Below are 18,906 nucleotides of genomic sequence, written 5' to 3'. Positions count from 1 at the left end.
TTTATCCTTGTATGAGCACCAAAAAAGAAGGCAATCTATATGATAAAATATTTAAAGAAAATCTGGAGTCTGTTACTCTGGCACTTATTGAAAAAGTGCTTCAGATTCAGATTGCATCTTATGAAAGACTGCCACAAGAGTTGCAACGAACTGTGGAACGAAAGCCTGATCAACTACTCAAAATCACTGACAAACAAGGAGATACGTTTTTACTGCAACTGGAGTTTCAGTTGATAGATGAAGAAGAAATGATCTATCGGATGCTGGAATATATAGGAGTACTCTGGCGAAAATACAAGCTACCAGTCAAACAGTATGTGATTTTTCTTTCAGATCAGGAGCCTAGGATGCAAACGAAGATTGAAAAGGAAAATCTTATGTTTTCCTTTTATCTGGTCCAATTTTCTACGATTAGTTATGAGTTATTTCTCTCTTCTGATAAAGGTGACGAAGTGGTTTTTGCTGTATTGGCTAACTTTGGTACTACCACCCCTGAAACTGCGGCTAGTCTGATTGTGCAACGATTAAACCAGACATCAAGTAATAAACTTGAGCGGGATAAGCACTTGCAACAATTACGCGTATTAGCTAACTTGCGTAAACTAACACCCTTTGTAGAAATCATGATAGAATCTATTTCTCAGTATATCAAAGAAGAAGATGACTTTCTGTTTAAGAAAGGCCAACTAAAAGGAGAAGAGAAAGGTCGTTTGGAAGGGAAACTTGAAGGTATTGAGCAAAATAAACGTGAGACGATTTTGAAATTCCTGAAAGATGGCGTATTAACCACTCAACAGCTGGCTTCTTATTTTGAGGTAACCGAAGAGTTTGTTGAAGATCTGCGTAAAAACCTGAATCAATAGATTTTTCTTTATAAAAGAAAGATAAACCTGGCTTGGATATTCGTTCATGCCAAGTTTATGGAACATGCTATAATTATAATAGGCCACACCGATACAAGTCATTGTATCGGTTTTTTGTTTTACTAAAGTTAAATACCTTTGGTTAAAAGGTTACTTTCCGGAAAGAGGCTCATAAATTCAGACGTGTGTCCTAAACACATTTGTTATTACCTAACCTGCAATCGTATGTATACAGAACCTGTCATTACTGTTTCGCACCTGTCAAAGAGTTATGAAAAGCCGGTGTTGAATGATATCAATTTTACAATTACTCCTGGTCAGATCATTGGGTATCTGGGACCGAATGGAGCTGGAAAAAGCACAACCATCAAAGTGTTGTCGGGTATGATTACCGATTTTACAGGAGAGGTACAGATTATGGGGATGGATGTACGCAAAGACCCTATTGAAGTAAAAAGACGTATTGGATATATCCCTGAGAACGCCCTGCTATATGATACGCTTACACCTATAGAATACCTGCGTTTTATAGGGTTGCTTCATAAGATGGAGTCTGCACGAATTGAGAAAAAGTCACTGGATCTGTTGCGTATCTTTGATCTTCAGGCTAAAGCCGATACCCGCATGACAGCCTTCTCCAAAGGTATGCGACAAAAGGTGTTGCTTATTGCAGGTTTACTGCATAATCCGGATATTATTTTTTTGGATGAACCTCTCTCCGGATTGGATGCCAATGCAGTGATTCTGGTAAAAGAAATTCTCTCCAAGCTGGCATTAGAGGGCAAAACGTTGTTTTACAGTTCGCATATCATGGATGTGGTAGAGAAGTTTGCTCACCGGATTATGATTCTGCATCAGGGAAAGATTATTGCCGATGGCACCTTTGCCGAATTACAGGAACGGGAAAAAACGGAATCTCTGGAGCAGATTTTCACAGAACTTACCGGCAATCATGCCCATCAGTCTCAGGCAGGTGAGTTTATAGAGGCACTGCGCGGGTAATATGAGATGTTTTTCTATCAACAAATCACATTAAAACATGAGTAAAATTGTACTGTTTATTCTGGATCTGTTAAAGGGCGTATTTCAATCTTTACACATTGACTATAGCCAGTTGCGGGCCATTCTGGAGATAAAGCTGCTGATGGACAAACGTCGTAAACCAGCAGCTTTTGCAAATCAGCCCAGTAAGTCAGATGCTAATACGAAGTATCAGTACTGGATAGCCATTTTTATGTATGCTATATTGGGTGGCCTGGTAGGAAGCCTCATTTTTGCCATGCCTAATGTATACTGGGCTACCACCATTGTGTTTGCCTATATTATGGTAATGACAATTATGACATTGATTACAGACTTTGCCTCAGTAGTAATGGATACCACCGATTATGCTATTCTGTCGCCTCGTCCTGTGGATAGTCGTACTGTGTGGATGGCACGATTGATCCATGTGGTAGTGTATGTGCTTACACTTACTTTCTCAGTGGCATTGCTACCTATTGTTTTTGTGGGAATTAAATATGGATTGGGTGCCTTGCTTCTGTTTGTGGTGTTGGTAATTCTGTCTGCTTTATTTGCCGTGTTTCTGACCAATCTGCTGTATGTGTTGTTAATACGGTTTACCAGTGAAGCTCGTTTAAAGCAGATTATTGCTTATGTGCAAATTGGCTTTACTATGGTCTTTGTGTCTGGCTATCAGATACTACCCCGGCTTATCAAAGTAGAGATGTTGCAGAGTATCTCTCTGGAAGTTGTGTGGTGGCAATATCTGGTACCGCCTTTCTGGATGGGAGGGATTATGGAGGCATTTGTCAGCAGGCGTTTTGAGACTCCCTATATTGTTTTCACTTTGCTGGCTGTTGCTTTACCTATAGGAATTATTTACCTGATGAATAGTGCTGTCTCTAAAAGCTTTAGCCGGAAATTGCTGGAGATGAATGACGCTTCTGGTGATAAAAACGAAACAGGTACAACAGAGGATAGAAGTAAAAAGCCTCTTTCTGAGAGACTATCAGCAATCTTTACCCGCCATCCGCTGGAGAAAATGGGTTTTGAACTTACCTGGAAAATTACCAGTCGGGATCAGAAGTTCAAGATGCGAACCTATCCGACACTGGGTGTAATGATTCCTACTATTTTTGTATTTCTGAGAGGGCAACAACTAGGGCAAAGCGACTGGCAATACATTCTGATTTTATATGCCATGTCATTTGCTATCAACGCCTTTTATACAAACATCCAGTTCTCGGATGATTATAAAGCCACCTGGTTTTATGGCTCTGTACCTGCTGACCCGCCAGGGTATATTCTATCTGGTGCGCTAAAAGCTGTATTCATCAAGTTTATTCTTCCGGTTTATGCATTCCTGATCGCCGCTATCTTCTGGTTTTGGGGAGTAGATGCACTGGCCAATGTAATTCTGGCGTTATTCAATAACATGCTGTTTATCTGCATTTTTGCATTGATCTCTCCAAAGCGGTTTCCTTTCTCACAGGCTCCTGCTGAGGCACAACAGGCTTCGAGTATTGGTGTTGCCTTATTAATGATGATGGTAAGTACCATGATAGGATTTGCCCACTATGGATTAGCTCGTTTTCCGACTGGTATCTGGATTGCTATAGCCGTTGTAGGTGGTACAGTATTTTATTTTCTACGATTGTATAGTCAGACCACCTGGAACCAGATACGGGCGTCTGTGATAGACTGAACCAGATGGCCTGACTTTTATGTTATCATGTTACAACAGCAAAAGACTCAATCTGGGTCTTTTTGATAAATAAACTGGAAGTTATGAAAAAACGTACCTTGGTGGTAGGTGCTTCAGACAATCCTACCCGATATGCTTACAAAGCCGCAACCATGTTGAATGAATATGGCCATCCAATTGAGTTGCTGGGATTAAAGACAGGACAGGTAGCAGGTGCTGCTATCCAACGTGGAGAGCCGGATCTGGACTCCATCGATACGGTTACCTTATATGTGGGCACACGCAACCAGCCACCTTTGTATGATTATCTGCTGCGACTAAAACCTAAGCGGATTATTTTCAATCCAGGAACAGAGAATCCGGAATTTGCCCAGAAAGCCCGACAGCAGGGCATTGAGACGGTGCAGGGTTGTACACTGGTAATGCTTGCTACAGGACAGTTTTAGGGTATTTATATAGTTTGGATGTGAGATCAGAGCCTATACTTTTTGAGAAGTGTGTAGGCTCTGTTTAGTTATTTGAGAAATCTTCCTTCCTGAGTTTGTTTATTGTCCCTTTCAGTGTTCTTCTACAGGGCTCTTCAATTTTTGCTTGTCTTTTCCTTGATTAGTTTATAGTCACTTACTTTTCTCTTCCTGTGGCTTCTTCATTTTTTGCTCACGCAAAAAACAGGGCACCAAATGAGAATTTGGTGAGCCAGATTTTTGCGTGAGCAAAAAAGGGCAAAAAATTCCAAAGCTTCGCCCCGCAGGGCCAACGCTAGGCCCGCGGAATTTTTATCCTCACGCACCTACACCACCCTACACTATTGAAGTGAACATTATTTTCTTTGTATCATGTACTAATTTATAAGGAATAGCCAATAAATAGTCTAGGAGCAACTTTTAGAGGCTACAAAGAGAGTAAAGATTCCTTAAATCGCGAACCGTTGTAGCTGTGCGTTGGCAATCTTTTTGCCGCGAGGAAAGCCCCTGGCTTTGTGAGTGGGAGGTTCGGCAAAAAGTGCCCTTTTTTGCTTCGTTTTTTGGGCAAGCAAAAAATGAAGGAGCCACAGGAAGAGAAAAGTAAGTGACTATAAACTAATCAAGGAAAAGAGATTTCTTAAAAATTAATCGTCGTTTTTACTCTTTTTAAAAGTATAGTCATTGGTCTTCGCGATAACTCATGTATCTTTCTTTAAAACTTCAATCAGTTCGCTGAGCATCATGGCTGTGGCACCCCACACGGTTTGCCCTTCCAGATCGAAATACGGAGCCCAGAGAGAAAATCCCCGTACCTGTATTTCTTTGGCAGAGCGGCGGGTGTCATCCAACAGATCAGGGAGAGGTACTTCAATAATTTTAGCTACTTCTCGTGGATCAGGTATAAACACAGGGGCTTGGGAAGTAATGCCAACAAACGGATGTACCATAAAGTTGCTGGCTATTACCAGCAAGGGAGTTAATGCACCAAGTATCTGCACCGAGTCAGTAGGCACACCTATCTCTTCGTGCATTTCCCGCAAGGCTGTTGCTACATAGGTAGGATCGGTTTCTTCTACTTTTCCTCCTGGAAAAGCTACCTGTCCACTGTGTGTACCATCATATTCCGGCCTTACAATCAGTGGCAGATGCCATATACCCTGCTTCTGATAAAACAATATACACACTGCCCCCTGACGTGTTTTCCCGTCAGTTTTAAAGTTGAGCTGACCCGCATTTCGCAGAGAGCTTGCCATCTTTTGCTGTGCAGCTTCGCCTGGTAATACATCTGTCAGGCGTTCATGCAGATGATCAGCTAGTTGAGAGTATGTATATTGTATCACTGATTGTTTTCTGATAGATAAAGATGTTTATTATAACCTCTGAGAAACCTGCTTTACCATCTGGTTTTTCCATTCAGTGAAGGTTCCTTCTTTAATCTTCTCACGTGCCTGACCTACCAGCCACAGATAAAACGTGAGGTTGTGTACACTGGCAATCTGGGCTGCCAGGTATTCCTGACTGATCAATAAATGTCGTAGATAGGCCTTGCTGTGAAATGTACTTACATATCCTCCGAGTGTTTCATCAATGGGAGAGAAATCATCTTTCCACTTTTCATTCTTGATATTGATGACTCCTTGTGTGGTAAATAACAAACCGTGTCGGGCGTTTCGGGTCGGCATTACACAGTCAAACATGTCTACTCCTAATGCAATGCTTTCCAGGATGTTGGCAGGTGTACCTACTCCCATCAGGTAACGTGGTTTGTCCTTAGGTAGAATGTTACATACCAGTTCGGTCATTTCGTACATCATCTCGGCAGGCTCTCCTACAGACAATCCTCCAATGGCATTCCCTTCCCGTTCAAAGGAGGCAATTACCTCGGCAGACTGCTTTCGAAGGTCTTTGTATACACTACCCTGCACAATCGGAAATAATGTCTGTTGATAGCCATATAACCCTTCTATACTATCAAAACGGTCACAACAGCGACGTAGCCAGCGATGAGTCATATCCAGACTCTTGCGGGCATAACCATATTCGCAAGGGTAGGGAGTACATTCGTCAAACGCCATAATGATATCAGCCCCAATAATACGCTGAATATCCATTACATATTCCGGACTAAAGATATGTTTGGAGCCATCTATGTGACTACGGAAGGTAACGCCCTCTTCCTTGATTTTACGGGTATTGGCCAGGGAATAAACCTGATATCCTCCGCTGTCTGTCAGAATAGGATGATTCCAGCCATTAAACTTATGCAAACCTCCTGCTTTCTGAAGTACGTTTAATCCGGGACGTAAATACAAATGGTAGGTGTTGCCCAGAATAATCTGAGCCTTAATGTCGTTTTCCAGTTCCCGCTGGTGTACTGCCTTCACAGAACCCACAGTTCCTACAGGCATAAAGATAGGGGTTTGAATAATGCCATGATCAGTGGTAATCTCTCCTGCACGGGCATTGCTCTGGGAATCGGTTGCTTGTATATCAAACTTCATGTAAAATCCTTAAAAAGAGTGCAAAAATAGCATCTTTTAGAGGCATATCCTAGAGTAGTGGGAATGGGAGTGACAAGAGTAGAAAAAATGTCTTTCAAGTTTTGTAGAAATACCCCCTTCATGTCCTCTTGGAAGGATCTCGTGGCAAGACCGGCGGCCTTTCCGACTAGAGAGTAATTCTTCCAGAAACCAATCATGGCTCTATTTGTCAAAAGTTCCTTTCAGGAGGACATGAAGAAGTTTTATAAATTAATCTTGACGCGCATAGTCTACAGTACTAAACTACAACACTAAAAACTGACTCAGATAGTTGCGGCTTGTCAGGATGGCTTCTTTCACATCTTCGTCAGAGCCTTCATAAGCTTTGTCTTCCACTTCGATACAGACGGGTCCCCGGTAGCGCACATCGGTCAGTGCTGCAAAGAATCCACGCCAGTTTACATCACCCAGACCGGGTAGTTTAGGTGAGTGGTATTCCAGTGGATTTGCCATAATACCTACCCGATTCAGTTTGTCACGATACAGCTTTGCGTCTTTCAGGTGAATGTGATGCAGACGATGTTTGTAATCATAAATAGGGCGGGTTTCATCCATCATCTGCCAGATCATATGGGATGGATCGTAGTTAAGGCCCAATGCCTCACTAGGAATGATTTCAAACATGCGATCCCATATAGCAGGAGTAGTAGCCAGATTTTTCCCTCCAGGCCATTCGTCATTGGTGAAAAACATCGGACAGTTTTCAATACCAATTTTGATATTGTTCTCCTCGGCAACCTTGATAATAGCAGGCCATACTTCAGCAAACGTTTTCAGATTATCTGCTATGCTCTTTTGAGGATCACGTCCGATAAACGTATTCACTACCGGAATGCCTAACTTGGCTGCTCCCCGGATTATCTGTTTGATGTGTTCTCTGTAAAACTCAGCTTTTGCTGTGTCTGGATCCAATGGATTGGGATAGTAGCCTAGTCCAGAGATAAACACACCTGATTCTTTGCATTTCTGCTGGATCTGTGAAATAGCAGTCGCATCCAGTGCATTGACATCAATATGAGATACACCTGCATACCGGCGGGTGTCAGAGTTGTCTCTCGGCCAGCACATAACTTCCACACAGGCAAACCGATTGGCAGCTGCAAAGTCTATAACTTCATTGAATGAGTTATCAGCAAGAATGGCGCTTACAAAACCTAACTTTAACATAGTGATAAGTGATTTGAAATGAGAATGGCTGAAACATTGAATAAAAGTTATTCAACGGTTCAGCCATCAAACTACATATAAACTAACTTAAATTTTAACCCAAGCCTGTTTTTTGTGACTTTCAATCATTTTATCACAAAGAACCAGTTCGCGTAATCCATCGGCAAATGTAGGGAATAATGGATTTTCAGGCTGTTTACCTTGTGCTACAGCCGCGTATACTTCTTTGAACAGTTGTTTCGAACAATCTGCAAAGCCTTCGTTGTGTCCACCTGGATAGGAGATAATCTGAGCGGCTTCTTTGTATACCAGAGAAGGGTCACGCATCAGAGACTGGTTGGCTGTTTCGCGTTTACCGATCCACAGTTCGTTTGGCTTTTCAGAACACCACTCCAGATTTTGTTTGGAGCCGGAGATCTCTACATTCAGGCGGTTTTTGCGTCCTGCGGCTACCTGGCTTACTGTAATTACTCCTTTGTTGCCATTGTCAAAACGTAACAATACGTTTGCATGGTCTTCCGTGTTGATGGCTACTTCCTGATAGTCTTCCGGGGTCAGCATTTTACCCGAATACGTTTCTACAGGTTTCAGCGGCTTCATACGAGTTTTGTGAACCGTAGAGAAGTCAGCCAGTACTTCGGTTACATGCAGTCCGGTTACATATTCAATCAGGTCCATCAGGTGAGAGCCGATATCTGCAATAGCACGGGATTCTCCAGACTTATCTGGTTCCAAACGCCAGTTGTAGTCTGTATTCAGAAACAGCCAGTCCTGAAGATACGAACCTGTGATAGAGAAAATATCACCCAGATCTCCTTTTTCACGCATGGTCTTCATCTGACGCACCAGCGGATAATAGCGTACATTAAAGTGAAGCGCATTTACCACACCCTTTTCACGAGCTATCTGCACTAACTCTTCTGCTTCTTTGGTACTGGTTGCCAGAGGTTTTTCGCACACTACGTTTTTGCCAGCCAGCAAAGCAGCTTTAGACATCGGATAGTGAAGGAAGTTGGGCGTACAGATGTGTACACAATTGATGTCAGGATCATTTACCACTTCCTGAAAATCTCCATACGAACGAGGAATACCCAACTGATCTGCTTTGGTTTTGGCAAGTTCGGCATTGGCTTCTGCTAAGCCTACAACTTCAACATTCGGTAAGCGGCGAAGTGCCTCAATGTGGGCAGGACCAATAAAACCTGTACCAGCAACAGCAACTTTAATTTTTTCCATGAAAGAAAGTTAGGTTTTGGATGTTTAGGGTATAGAATAGATATAAATAAAAATTAACTGCTTGGTTATTTTAACTACTAACTACTGGATTTTTCTTGCTTACCATCAGGCGTCTATACGATCTTTGTCTATGGACTGCAGATACTCCCGAAAGCGTGTCTCATTTGTAAAAATGACATGCAAGTGATTGGCTATTTTATGTTGAATTTCCTCTGATGGGAGGATAAGTAAGCAAGCATCTGCCTCAGAATCAAAGTCGACCAGGGGTAGTATATCAGGCATATCCCGCTCCAGAATTTGTTCGATCAACCCTTCCCAGCAAGGTCCATTTCCATATAATTCATACTCTTCCAACAGATCAAAGAAGAAATGTGTATCTGTTGATGATAGTTCAATAGAATAAGTATCTTCGTAATAATGTAAAACACATGGAAATAACTCATGCTCTGATTCCATATAATTATATAATGTATACTACTAAGTAGTGTTAGTTGATTGATATTAATTTATCTACCATTTCCAATTACAAACCCAGCTTATCCATTTTATCTTTTTCATACTCACTGTCTTCAGCCGGATAGCGGAGAATAGATTCGAACTTTCCGGATTCCTTTGCCAGAGCCCATATCAGGCTTTCTCCTGCTGGGATGTTGGTAGGTTGTTTCTGATAAATGGCATCTGCATAAGCTTTTTCCGCATCCATGACATTCCAACCCTTATCTTTAAAGTACTGAATCAGATCATCCAGAAACAAGGCAGCTGCTAGATTATGATGCAGTAAAATCGTATGATTAATATGACGGTTCGTTAACTGATAAGATAAAGACTCATAGTATTGAGCACGATCATAGAGGTGTTCGAGATAAAATGTTTTGAAGGCTTCTACGTTGGCTTTTGTATTCTGTTTCAACCGTTCCCGTAGGCGACTATCGACATACCAGTCAGAAGCGTCAATGGTTACATAGCCGTTGCGGTATCCCTTTTCCTTCATAAACAATCGGAATCCATTTACTTTCTCTGCTGTATTGCCTTCTTTCAGGTAGGGAAAACGAAATAAGGGAAGATAGTTTGAGTAGGTTTTTATGATGGAATCATTCATCATAAGTTCCCACTCAAAATTTTCCAGTGTTGTCTTGTTACTGTTAAAGTTGGGATGTGTAAATGTGTGATTGGCAATCCAATGGCCTGCATCATTCCAGCTCTGGAGGACATACTTGCCTTTTTGGTCTGTCTTATTGGCTCCGGACGAAAAGAGAATGGCTTTCAGATTGTGTTTCTGAAGGCTTTTAAGTAATAGTGCATTCCATACCTCAAGAGTGTATCCAGGCATATCAGCCGTATTGCCATCATCGAAGGTAAACGAAATGGTAGGTTTCTGAGCAGAAGAAATATCCGAACCAGCAGTGTGTGAAGGATTGGTTGCCTTGCATGCAACCAATAAAAGCAGCATTCCAATAATGACTTGTTTTTTCATCCTTTTGAATGAGTGGGCTAGTCAGTAATAAATATGTCTTTTACGTTTAGTTCGTTTTAGATGAATGCCCTTGGATACGTTTACTATTACCGATGGCCTGTTACCCTACAAAATCTTCACTTGTATCTTGAAACAGTCTTATTATTTATCAAAAGTAGTGTTTGAGGCCGGATTCACAAAGGGTGGACTTGAAAAGTTTATTTTGATTAATGGTTATAAAACAATACCCCCTTCTTTGGAAAGGGGGTATTGTTTTATGTAGAAGCTGAAAAGATTTAATTTTCAGATATTTGGGCAATAGAAGATTCAGGAGTAAAGTGACGACTGTTGGATTTGTTTTTCTCGAACAGAGCTTGCAAATCCTGAGCTGCTTTTAACAATGTTTTACCATCTTTGGCATCATAATCATTTGTGATCAGCTTTTCTGCATAGGCCATCGTCTGAGTAGGATCATCCAGGTACAGGTAGATTTGTGCCAGATTGTAATAACTTGCATAACGAAGTTTTTTATCTGCTTTTTCATCTGCTGCATATTTGGTTGGAATTTCTTCCAGATAACTGATAAAGCCTTTCAGCTTTTCTTTGATAGCGCCAACCGGTTCATCAGACTTCATTTCTGACATTGCATCTTTGAATGCCTTAAAATTATCCTGATATGTCTGGTATTCAGGATGCTTTTTAGAATCCTGAATCCAAAGGATATCTGTGCCTTTGCGTACAACATACCCATATCTGTCTCCAAGGTATCTGCTAAGATTTGCCAGAGCAGCATTGGTTTGTTCACGGATAAATCGTGATTTTAAGCTCGTTTTGTTGTTATTGAAGTAGTTGGCTGCACCTTCATAACTACCAAATTCATCACTTTTAAAGGAGTTTTTTGATGTCCGATCTGCCAATGTTATCTTCTGATCTATTACATTTCCTTTTAGATCAGCTACTTTGGCATTGGCTGCGAAAGAGTATTGCATTTCCAGCCAGTAGTAATATTTTCTTCCGGTTTCTTTGCCGTTTTTGTCTTTGCTTATGTCCACTCGTTCTTTCACTTCTGAAGCGTCAATGATCACATCATCAATGTTGGCAGTGATAATTACGTGGGCATTATTCTCTACTCTTCTCCAGCCTTCAATAGCTATACCACTTTTAAACTGATCATCAGAATAGTTAGCCTTTACAGATGAAGTAGCAATGATTACTGATGAGTAGGTTTTATAGGTCTGATCCAACGGATTGGTTGGCAGGTCTCTATACGTATAGGAGAAAGATGCTCTGTCCAAGTCAACTTTCTGCGCGTATACTGATGCTGAGATAAATAACAAAACGGCCAGTTTTGTAAATGTCTTTTTCATAAAATGCACAGTTTTTTTGAGTGAGAATAAACGATTATGATGTAAATAATGTAATTTATACTCATTTTATGTGTTACTTGTGGTGGGAGGCCAGTCTGTGGAGGTTAGATATAGAGACGAATTTTAGAGATTCATAGGGATTATCTTACAAATAAGAATACATCCTTACAAGTTATTGTATAGGAAAAATGTTATAGATAACACTAATAAATATATGAAAATAAGGTAATTTCTAGACGTTGTAGTACTAATATATTTTGTCTTTACAGGGTAAGTATGTATAAGTAAACAAAGACAGTATGAATATTACATAAGTTGCCTTATGGTGATTATACATAAAAAAGACATGTGGATATTGAATTTATATAGTTATAAGCTATAAATCGTCAGAAATTTCTGTTAATTGAATGAATAAGGGTCTTACCTTTCTTAATTGTCTGATAAACAACTGTTTGAAATTTTGCAAGATGAGAAGATCTGCTTGGGTAGTTTGTCTGTATAGAAAAACCGAGAGTTCTGGAAGATATCGGATAATATCTTCCTTAGTATATAATTCTTTTTTGTCAAGAAGTCCCAAGGCTTGCCCTAACTGGAAGGCTATGGTTTTCCAGCAATCCTGAGGATCGTTTTTGTGAAATTCTGTCCATTGTGTCAGGTCCAGGTTTTCCAATACAGGTAACTTCACATCCAGATCACCTTGTAATGCCAGTTTTATATCTGAACGAATAGCAGTTCGTGTATAAAAAGAAAGAATGGTACGACAGGCGCGAAGCATTTTTAGTTGCCAGTTGCGTTCTACCGCCCGTGTAATTGATAAGGGATAAAACTGTTTATGCAGAGAATAGGTATATAATACAGAATTATTCAGTTCATCAGGAGTGCCTTTGTGAACAGCAGTAATGATTCCGTTTTCGAGAATAGCTATATTGGTGTTTATCTTCTTGAAAGGCAGGTTTCTGGTATTAAAAAAAATCTCAAGATGTTGGGCCTGCTGGTTACAGAAGTCCTGGTTTTCTTTAGTAGTTCCTAATCGATTGGCAAAAACAACCACATCATAGTCTACTGAACTTTGAGAGCCAAAAACATAGAATGGATAGTCCATAACAGAGGGTATAGAAAAATACGGGTAAATTTGACAATAATTAATGCAAAAATACTCGCATTACAGAACCTTCTTTTTTATTTGTCTTCTTTCTGTCTCCAGTCAATGGTGAGGCCAACTGACGCAAAGTCCAGCCAGGACGATATATAGACATTATCTCCACGGGTTCCACCCTGAATAACCCTATAGCCAGCTTTGGCGGAAACAATAGGGGTAAAGCGATAGCCAATGCCGGCAAATACATCAAATGCTTGTCCCGCATTGGCATAACTTCCGTCGGCCTCTGATAAAATCAGTAATCTACGAGTAGGATTCCACCAGAGATCATAGTGAAGCAGTGGCACTATACCTCGATTATCATATGCCGTATTGGTTGTTGGATTTTGTAATCTGACAGATGCATTTCGTAGAAGAGCCGTTGCACCTACTCCTAATCGAAACCGGTTTTCATGGATAATATCGTATGAGTATGTAAACCGATAGGTATCAAATATAAATGTACCTTCTGTGGATTTACCCTGTTGATAAAGCTCTCCATTGTAGGAGACATTTTTGTCCAGCGTTCCATCCGATTTTACAGATAGCGGAGCCGCCAGAAGAGAGATTTTGTGCCGTTTACCGAGGGTATAACCAAGCCGTACCCTATAAAACCATGCTTTTTGTTGTTGCAAATCTTTGGAGAGATCAACCTGAGTACCTGTCTTTCCGGGTGCCCTTACCTGATTGTAGGGACTAGAGAATACAATACCTGTTTCAAGATCTGCAAAGAACTGGCCATAACTGATTGACCAGAAAGTGGGTAGTAGCAGAAGTACAAAAAATAATACCTTGGCTTTCATGTGATTATGGGGTAAAAAGTTAAAGGTATCAGGGCAAAATGCATGCCTTGATACTCATATAAGCCTTGGTAGTGCAGAATATTTTGTAGAAATAGTAAAACGCTAATGCAGAAATAGAAATTAATGTCTAATACTATTAATTCAGGGCCCAACGGATGGTTGAATCAGTATCTTTCCTCACTCCTTTAATTAGCCTTAACCCGAAACGTATTGATAATAGGGGATAAGGTCGGATTGCACTGGTAGGAAGACCAACTGCCATCTTTATAGATTTCTACAATGCGGTACCCTTTATACATAGTGCCCCAGTTTCCCCCAAAATGTCCGTCAAAGAAAAAGTGTTTGCCTCCATTTACCTTGTGATCATCAATTTCATGGTCATGTCCATGAAAAACAGCTGCCAGGTTTGGCGTTTTTTCCAGAATTTCCTGTACAGGAGCGCAGTCAACACCGCTGTCTGTCCACTTTTTATTGGGAGGAATGTGCATGAATACAAAGATCCATTTTTTAGCTGCATGTTTCTGTAACGTTTTTTCCAGCCAAGCTGCATCTGCACAGAGATATTCTCCTTTTTCGTTTGAGGTATCAGCTAGTACAAATGCATAATCGCCTACTACAAAGTCATGATTGGGAACGTACCCCCAGGTTTGTTTCCAGATGTCTTCACTTACTCTGTCATGATTGCCCCGGGTGACATAATAGGGTACAGGCAACTGATTAAAGGATGATTTTACTTTTGGAATAAATACAGGATCATCATGAAACAGATCTCCATTGATAAAAATAAGATCCAGCCCCTTTTTCGTTTTTTCTCCTTTTAACCACTTGTTCAGATTCGAAAAATCTGTTTCATAATTCGTATCTGGTTGACCATAATGCCCATCCGAAGCTACTGCAAACCGAAATACAGGCTGATTATCTTTTTCCAATGAAAATCTAAAAGGCTTAGACCATGAAATGGAAAGACCAAGGAAGGAAGTCTGAAGGAAGGTGCGACGTTTCATAAAGTGTTGCTAGGCACAAAGAGAAACAAAGGTAGACAGCCAGGTAGAAAAAGACTAGACTCTACTGCTTTTCTGGTAAAAAATAACATTTGCATAATGATTACATATAAGATTGCAAAACTGAACTTTGGATTGAATCTCAAAAGTGTATGGATTATTTATAGGCGTTAAGATTATTTAGAGAAAATCTAAATAAAAATTGTATTTCACTGTGAGCTACTATACTTTTGCTTCTTTAGAAATACTCTAAATAAAACACCATACGTATGACCAAGTTTACCACCCGATGTTTGATCGTGGTTTGTACTCTTTTAGCGTTTTCCTGCAAAAAGGATGATGAACCATCTACAGAATCTCTTGAAAAAGAAGTTGTTTCAAATTATGCTGCTATTGTGTACGCTTCCTATGAAGATAGCTACAACACAGCCGTAACTCTCCAGCAAAAGATCAATGCCTTTGTAGCTGCTCCTTCTGCGGCAGGTTTGGAAGAATGCAAAGCTGCATGGAAAGCTGCTCGTATTCCATATGGGCAAACAGAAGCTTACCGTTTTTACGGTGGTCCTATCGATGATGCAAACGGACCTGAAGGATTGATTAACTCTTGGCCTCTTGATGAAGTATATATTGACTATGTAAAAGATATGCCAGATGCTGGTATTATCAATAACATCAAAATTGAGATTACGAAGGCAAAGCTTGACTCACTGAATCAGGCTGGAGGAGATACAGATGAGCAAAGCGAAGTAAATGTTGCGACTGGTTACCATGCTATTGAATTTTTGCTATGGGGACAAGATTTTAATGCCAATGGCCCAGGTGACAGACCCTATACAGATTATGTAACAGGTGGTACTGCTAAAAATCAGGCGCGTCGTGGACAATACCTGAAAGTAATTGCTGAACTGCTGGTTGAAGATCTGGCGTATGTAAAAGACCTGTGGGCTGAAGATGGTGCCTATCGCAAAACATTTACGTCTCAGATGACTGTAAAGACGGCGCTGTCTGACGTTTTTACAGGTCTTAGTGAACTAAGTAATGATGAACTTGCTGGAGAGCGTATGCTGGTTGCTATTTCTGAAGAAGATCCAACCAAACGTCAGGAGCATGAGCATTCGTGTTTCAGTGATAATACGCATATTGATATTCAGATGAATTTCAAAGGAGTGAAAAATGTGTACTATGGTACCTATACACGGGTAGATGGTACAGTAGTGCAAGGCCGCAGTATTGCAGAAGTTCTTGCCAAACAAGATAAAGAACGTGCGTCAGCATTAGATGCTACTTTCACAGCTACAGAAACCAAAATACTTGCTATTCCAGCGCCTTTTGATCAGGCCATCATCAATAATGTAGATAAAATTCAAGCAGCAGCAGCCAGCTTAAAAACATTAAGCGAAGAACTACTGGATGGAGCATTTGCCTTAGGTATAAATTAATAATGGAATAATTGCATGAACAGTAACCCCCGTGCACTGAGTACGGGGGTTTTGTAGTAGAAATATATAAGAATTCAAGGTATTTTCTGCGTCACATATTCAGAAAATGCTTTCCGGATACAATAGATAGTATCAAAAAATGCGAACCCCGTTTTGTGTGAAAAGCTATCAGCTCATTCTAGGGATGCTTGCTGGTAGTATGTTATGTGTGAGTGCCTGTAAATCGACTGAAGCTGATATTCAGCGAGCTTCTGCAGAAGACAAGGAACAGTATTCAGGAGGTGATAATTTAACATCCAATGATTTATCTGATAATGCGTTTGGTAAGCAGGCAAATAACATCACCTTTGATGAAGGTGTATTATTTGTAGTGGGTAATTCCTTATTTCAATCCAACTGGGTGACAGCCCCTTCTTCTGTTACCTCTTTAGATGGCCTAGGGCCACTGATGAACCAGTCCTCCTGTGGTGGATGTCATTTCAAAGATGGCAGAGCCAAACCCCCCGCTACTGAAACAGCTACGTTAAATGGACTCTTATTTCGTCTGAGTATTCCTGGCACAGGCGTGCATGGTGAGCCTGTTCATGATCCGGTTTATGGTGAACAATTACAGGATAAAGCTATTTTAGGTGTAACACCTGAAAGTAGTGTCCGGGTTACTTACCAACCTGTCAGCGGACAATATGAGGATGGAACTATCTATACACTGCAAAAGCCTGTATACGAATTGTATAATCCCAATTTTGGAAGTTTTCATGCAGGTTTGATGGTTTCTCCCCGTATTGCACAGCAAATACCCGGTTTGGGTTTGCTGGAGGCGGTGGCAGAGCAGACAATCCTGTCCTTTGCCGATGAAACAGATAAAAATAAGGATGGTATCTCCGGACGTCCTAATTATGTATGGGATGTAGTCAACAACAAAACTTCCTTAGGCCGGTTTGGCTGGAAAGCCAATGTGGCAACCATTAAACAGCAAACTGCAGGAGCCTTACAGGGTGATATGGGAATTACCAGTTCTGTTTTTCCTGCCAGTGGACTGAGTGAATCAGAAAATGAACTCTACAGTTCCCTTCCCAATGGAGGATCTCCTGAGATCTCTGATGAACAGCTTAATAAAATTATCTTTTATGTGCAGACTTTATCAGTACCTGTGCGTCGTGACTGGACAGATAAAGATATATTAAGAGGTAAGTATCTGTTTTCACAACTCAACTGTTCGGGATGCCATATCCCCAAAATGCAGACTGCCGGGACACATACAGTGTCTGTGCTGAATAACCAGACTATACGGCCTTATACTGATATGCTCCTGCATGATATGGGTGAGGGGCTGGCTGATAATCGACCTGACTTTCTGGCTAATGGACAGGAATGGCGTACTCCTCCGCTGTGGGGCATTGGTATGGTGAAAACGGTAAATAAACATACCAACTTTCTGCATGATGGCAGAGCCTTTAGCCTGGAAGAAGCTGTACTCTGGCATGGTGGTGAAGCAGAAAAGTCTGCTACTGACTTTAAAAAACTATCTGCTACAGACCGGGTCAGTCTGATTAAGTTTCTGGAAAGTTTATAAATCAACTATAGTATTGATCACTACCGCTTTTGATATGAAAATACATAAAATACTCCTGAATCTGATTGTTGTGTCTGTTGGTGTAACAGGTTTTATTGCCTGTGATTCTGAAAAAAGTTCTTCCGATTCATTTGATCGTAAGACTATGTTACAGGTCTATGCAGACAGCCTGATTGTTCCTGCCTTTACCGATCTGCAAACCAAAACGAATGCATTGCAGACAGCTGCTACAACGTTTGTAACCACACCAACCACTGATAATCTGACCACTTTGCAGCAGGCATGGGAAACGGCCTTTATTTCCTGGCAATATGCCAATGCCTATAACATAGGCCCTGCAGATGAAGAAGGTACACGTCGGAAATTGTCAGAGGAGATTGGCATTTTTCCTATAAATACTTCCTCCGTTGAAAGTAAAATATCGGCTGGAAATACCAGTATGACAGATGTGACCCGGGATACACGTGGTTTTCTGACAGTGGAATACCTGATCTTTAATCTGCAAAATGACAATACCTCTATTGTAACACAATACCAGAATTCTACTTCCAGAGGTAATTACCTGCAGGCAGTGATTACAAACCTGAAAAGCCAGATAGATGGAGTTGTTACAGCCTGGGCAGGTAATTATAAAACTACTTTTGTAACGAATGATGGAATTAAGGTTGGTAGCAGCATGTCTGCTCTGTACAATAACTTTGTACAAAGCTATGAAACCATTAAAAATGGAAAAGTGGGTTTGCCCTTAGGCAAAATGGTGGATAAGGCTTATCCTGAAAAGGTAGAAGCGTATTACAGTGGCAAATCGCTGGAAATGATCAAACACCACCTGAAGGCTATGGAGAATATCTGGCAGGGAAGAACCAAAAACGGAACAGATATTATTGGCTTTAAAGAATATCTGACCAGTGTGGATGGAGGTAACGCTTTGAATACAACAATTGAAAGTCAGTTTACAGCGATTAACAATGCGCTGACTGCCGTTTCTACGAATGCAACACTGGCATCCCAGATTAAAACAAACCCAGCTCCGATAGAGACTTTGTATACTGAACTCCAGAAAAATGTAGCACACATCAAATCTGAAATGGCTGTGTTATTAGGGATCTCTATTACATTCACCAGTGGCGATGGTGATTAATGACCTGTAAATCT

The 18,906-nt window shown here is 40.8% G+C and carries 17 protein-coding genes; 7 read left to right on the top strand and 10 right to left on the bottom strand.

The genetic code is table 11. The annotated features are described in order from the left end of the window. Positions 1–11 precede the first annotated feature (11 nt). The 4 genes from QNI22_RS32190 to QNI22_RS32175 all read left to right on the top strand — a co-directional run bounded on the left by QNI22_RS32190 (position 12) and on the right by QNI22_RS32175 (position 4,016). Positions 12–863, top strand: coding sequence for an RpnC/YadD family protein (locus QNI22_RS32190; protein WP_314517391.1), 852 nt, complete (start codon positions 12–14; stop codon positions 861–863). Between the two features lie 225 nt (positions 864–1,088). Then, complete coding sequence (locus QNI22_RS32185; protein WP_314517390.1) at positions 1,089–1,865, top strand: ABC transporter ATP-binding protein; 777 nt, start codon at positions 1,089–1,091, stop codon at positions 1,863–1,865. Positions 1,866–1,902: 37 nt separating this feature from the next. After that, positions 1,903–3,570: a hypothetical protein gene (locus tag QNI22_RS32180; RefSeq protein WP_314517388.1), complete on the top strand. Its 1,668-nt coding sequence runs from the start codon at positions 1,903–1,905 to the stop codon at positions 3,568–3,570. 83 nt (positions 3,571–3,653) lie between these two features. Further along, positions 3,654–4,016, top strand: a complete 363-nt coding sequence (locus QNI22_RS32175; RefSeq protein WP_314001949.1) for a CoA-binding protein — start codon at positions 3,654–3,656, stop codon at positions 4,014–4,016. Positions 4,017–4,732: 716 nt separating this feature from the next. Here QNI22_RS32175 and QNI22_RS32170 read toward each other — a convergent pair. The 10 genes from QNI22_RS32170 to QNI22_RS32125 form a co-directional block, all read right to left on the bottom strand. Further along, a complete protein-coding gene (locus tag QNI22_RS32170; protein WP_314517386.1) occupies positions 4,733–5,374 on the bottom strand; it encodes an NUDIX hydrolase in 642 nt (213 codons plus the stop codon). Between the two features lie 30 nt (positions 5,375–5,404). After that, on the bottom strand, positions 5,405–6,535 hold the full coding sequence (tgt, locus tag QNI22_RS32165) for a tRNA guanosine(34) transglycosylase Tgt (RefSeq protein WP_314517384.1): 1,131 nt from the start codon (positions 6,533–6,535) through the stop codon (positions 5,405–5,407). Between the two features lie 282 nt (positions 6,536–6,817). Next, the gene (locus QNI22_RS32160; RefSeq protein WP_314517382.1) at positions 6,818–7,741 is read right to left on the bottom strand and encodes a sugar phosphate isomerase/epimerase family protein; all 924 of its coding nucleotides are present in this window, start codon (positions 7,739–7,741) and stop codon (positions 6,818–6,820) included. 87 nt (positions 7,742–7,828) lie between these two features. Continuing rightward, on the bottom strand, positions 7,829–8,977 hold the full coding sequence (locus QNI22_RS32155) for a Gfo/Idh/MocA family protein (protein WP_313983735.1): 1,149 nt from the start codon (positions 8,975–8,977) through the stop codon (positions 7,829–7,831). Positions 8,978–9,082: 105 nt separating this feature from the next. Beyond that, on the bottom strand, positions 9,083–9,433 hold the full coding sequence (locus tag QNI22_RS32150) for an Imm51 family immunity protein (RefSeq protein WP_314517380.1): 351 nt from the start codon (positions 9,431–9,433) through the stop codon (positions 9,083–9,085). 67 nt (positions 9,434–9,500) lie between these two features. Next, the gene (locus QNI22_RS32145) at positions 9,501–10,451 is read right to left on the bottom strand and encodes a polysaccharide deacetylase family protein (protein ID WP_314517378.1); all 951 of its coding nucleotides are present in this window, start codon (positions 10,449–10,451) and stop codon (positions 9,501–9,503) included. Positions 10,452–10,726: 275 nt separating this feature from the next. After that, the gene (locus QNI22_RS32140; RefSeq protein ID WP_314517376.1) at positions 10,727–11,797 is read right to left on the bottom strand and encodes a hypothetical protein; all 1,071 of its coding nucleotides are present in this window, start codon (positions 11,795–11,797) and stop codon (positions 10,727–10,729) included. 376 nt (positions 11,798–12,173) lie between these two features. Further along, positions 12,174–12,899, bottom strand: a complete 726-nt coding sequence (locus QNI22_RS32135) for a hypothetical protein (protein WP_314517375.1) — start codon at positions 12,897–12,899, stop codon at positions 12,174–12,176. Between the two features lie 77 nt (positions 12,900–12,976). Further along, positions 12,977–13,738, bottom strand: coding sequence for a porin family protein (locus tag QNI22_RS32130; protein ID WP_314517374.1), 762 nt, complete (start codon positions 13,736–13,738; stop codon positions 12,977–12,979). A 185-nt stretch (positions 13,739–13,923) separates the two neighbouring features. Then, on the bottom strand, positions 13,924–14,742 hold the full coding sequence (locus tag QNI22_RS32125; RefSeq protein WP_314517371.1) for a metallophosphoesterase family protein: 819 nt from the start codon (positions 14,740–14,742) through the stop codon (positions 13,924–13,926). Between the two features lie 266 nt (positions 14,743–15,008). Between QNI22_RS32125 and QNI22_RS32120 the strand changes: the two genes are divergently transcribed. The 3 genes from QNI22_RS32120 to QNI22_RS32110 all read left to right on the top strand — a co-directional run bounded on the left by QNI22_RS32120 (position 15,009) and on the right by QNI22_RS32110 (position 18,892). Further along, positions 15,009–16,178 (top strand): imelysin family protein, encoded by a 1,170-nt coding sequence (locus QNI22_RS32120; protein ID WP_314517368.1) that lies wholly within the window; start codon positions 15,009–15,011, stop codon positions 16,176–16,178. A 139-nt stretch (positions 16,179–16,317) separates the two neighbouring features. Beyond that, on the top strand, positions 16,318–17,751 hold the full coding sequence (locus tag QNI22_RS32115; RefSeq protein ID WP_314517366.1) for a di-heme oxidoreductase family protein: 1,434 nt from the start codon (positions 16,318–16,320) through the stop codon (positions 17,749–17,751). Between the two features lie 34 nt (positions 17,752–17,785). Beyond that, positions 17,786–18,892: an imelysin family protein gene (locus QNI22_RS32110; RefSeq protein ID WP_314517364.1), complete on the top strand. Its 1,107-nt coding sequence runs from the start codon at positions 17,786–17,788 to the stop codon at positions 18,890–18,892. Positions 18,893–18,906 lie beyond the last annotated feature (14 nt).

Origin of the sequence: Xanthocytophaga agilis, assembly GCF_030068605.1 — a bacterium.
Lineage (GTDB): Bacteria > Bacteroidota > Bacteroidia > Cytophagales > 172606-1 > Xanthocytophaga > Xanthocytophaga agilis.
Note: the sequence above shows the minus strand (reverse complement) of the source record. Positions and strands in the feature narration are given on the sequence as shown.

Bases quoted from the DNA above. Each gene is read 5' to 3' on its own strand.
- QNI22_RS32190 (WP_314517391.1), top strand. From the start codon at position 12: ATGAGCACCAAAAAAGAAGGCAATCTATATGATAAAATATTTAAAGAA.
- QNI22_RS32185 (WP_314517390.1), top strand. From the start codon at position 1,089: ATGTATACAGAACCTGTCATTACTGTTTCGCACCTGTCAAAGAGTTAT.
- QNI22_RS32180 (WP_314517388.1), top strand. From the start codon at position 1,903: ATGAGTAAAATTGTACTGTTTATTCTGGATCTGTTAAAGGGCGTATTT.
- QNI22_RS32175 (WP_314001949.1), top strand. From the start codon at position 3,654: ATGAAAAAACGTACCTTGGTGGTAGGTGCTTCAGACAATCCTACCCGA.
- tgt (WP_314517384.1), bottom strand. From the start codon at position 6,535: ATGAAGTTTGATATACAAGCAACCGATTCCCAGAGCAATGCCCGTGCA.
- QNI22_RS32160 (WP_314517382.1), bottom strand. From the start codon at position 7,741: ATGTTAAAGTTAGGTTTTGTAAGCGCCATTCTTGCTGATAACTCATTC.
- QNI22_RS32155 (WP_313983735.1), bottom strand. From the start codon at position 8,977: ATGGAAAAAATTAAAGTTGCTGTTGCTGGTACAGGTTTTATTGGTCCT.
- QNI22_RS32150 (WP_314517380.1), bottom strand. From the start codon at position 9,433: ATGGAATCAGAGCATGAGTTATTTCCATGTGTTTTACATTATTACGAA.
- QNI22_RS32145 (WP_314517378.1), bottom strand. From the start codon at position 10,451: ATGAAAAAACAAGTCATTATTGGAATGCTGCTTTTATTGGTTGCATGC.
- QNI22_RS32140 (WP_314517376.1), bottom strand. From the start codon at position 11,797: ATGAAAAAGACATTTACAAAACTGGCCGTTTTGTTATTTATCTCAGCA.
- QNI22_RS32135 (WP_314517375.1), bottom strand. From the start codon at position 12,899: ATGGACTATCCATTCTATGTTTTTGGCTCTCAAAGTTCAGTAGACTAT.
- QNI22_RS32130 (WP_314517374.1), bottom strand. From the start codon at position 13,738: ATGAAAGCCAAGGTATTATTTTTTGTACTTCTGCTACTACCCACTTTC.
- QNI22_RS32125 (WP_314517371.1), bottom strand. From the start codon at position 14,742: ATGAAACGTCGCACCTTCCTTCAGACTTCCTTCCTTGGTCTTTCCATT.
- QNI22_RS32120 (WP_314517368.1), top strand. From the start codon at position 15,009: ATGACCAAGTTTACCACCCGATGTTTGATCGTGGTTTGTACTCTTTTA.
- QNI22_RS32115 (WP_314517366.1), top strand. From the start codon at position 16,318: ATGCGAACCCCGTTTTGTGTGAAAAGCTATCAGCTCATTCTAGGGATG.
- QNI22_RS32110 (WP_314517364.1), top strand. From the start codon at position 17,786: ATGAAAATACATAAAATACTCCTGAATCTGATTGTTGTGTCTGTTGGT.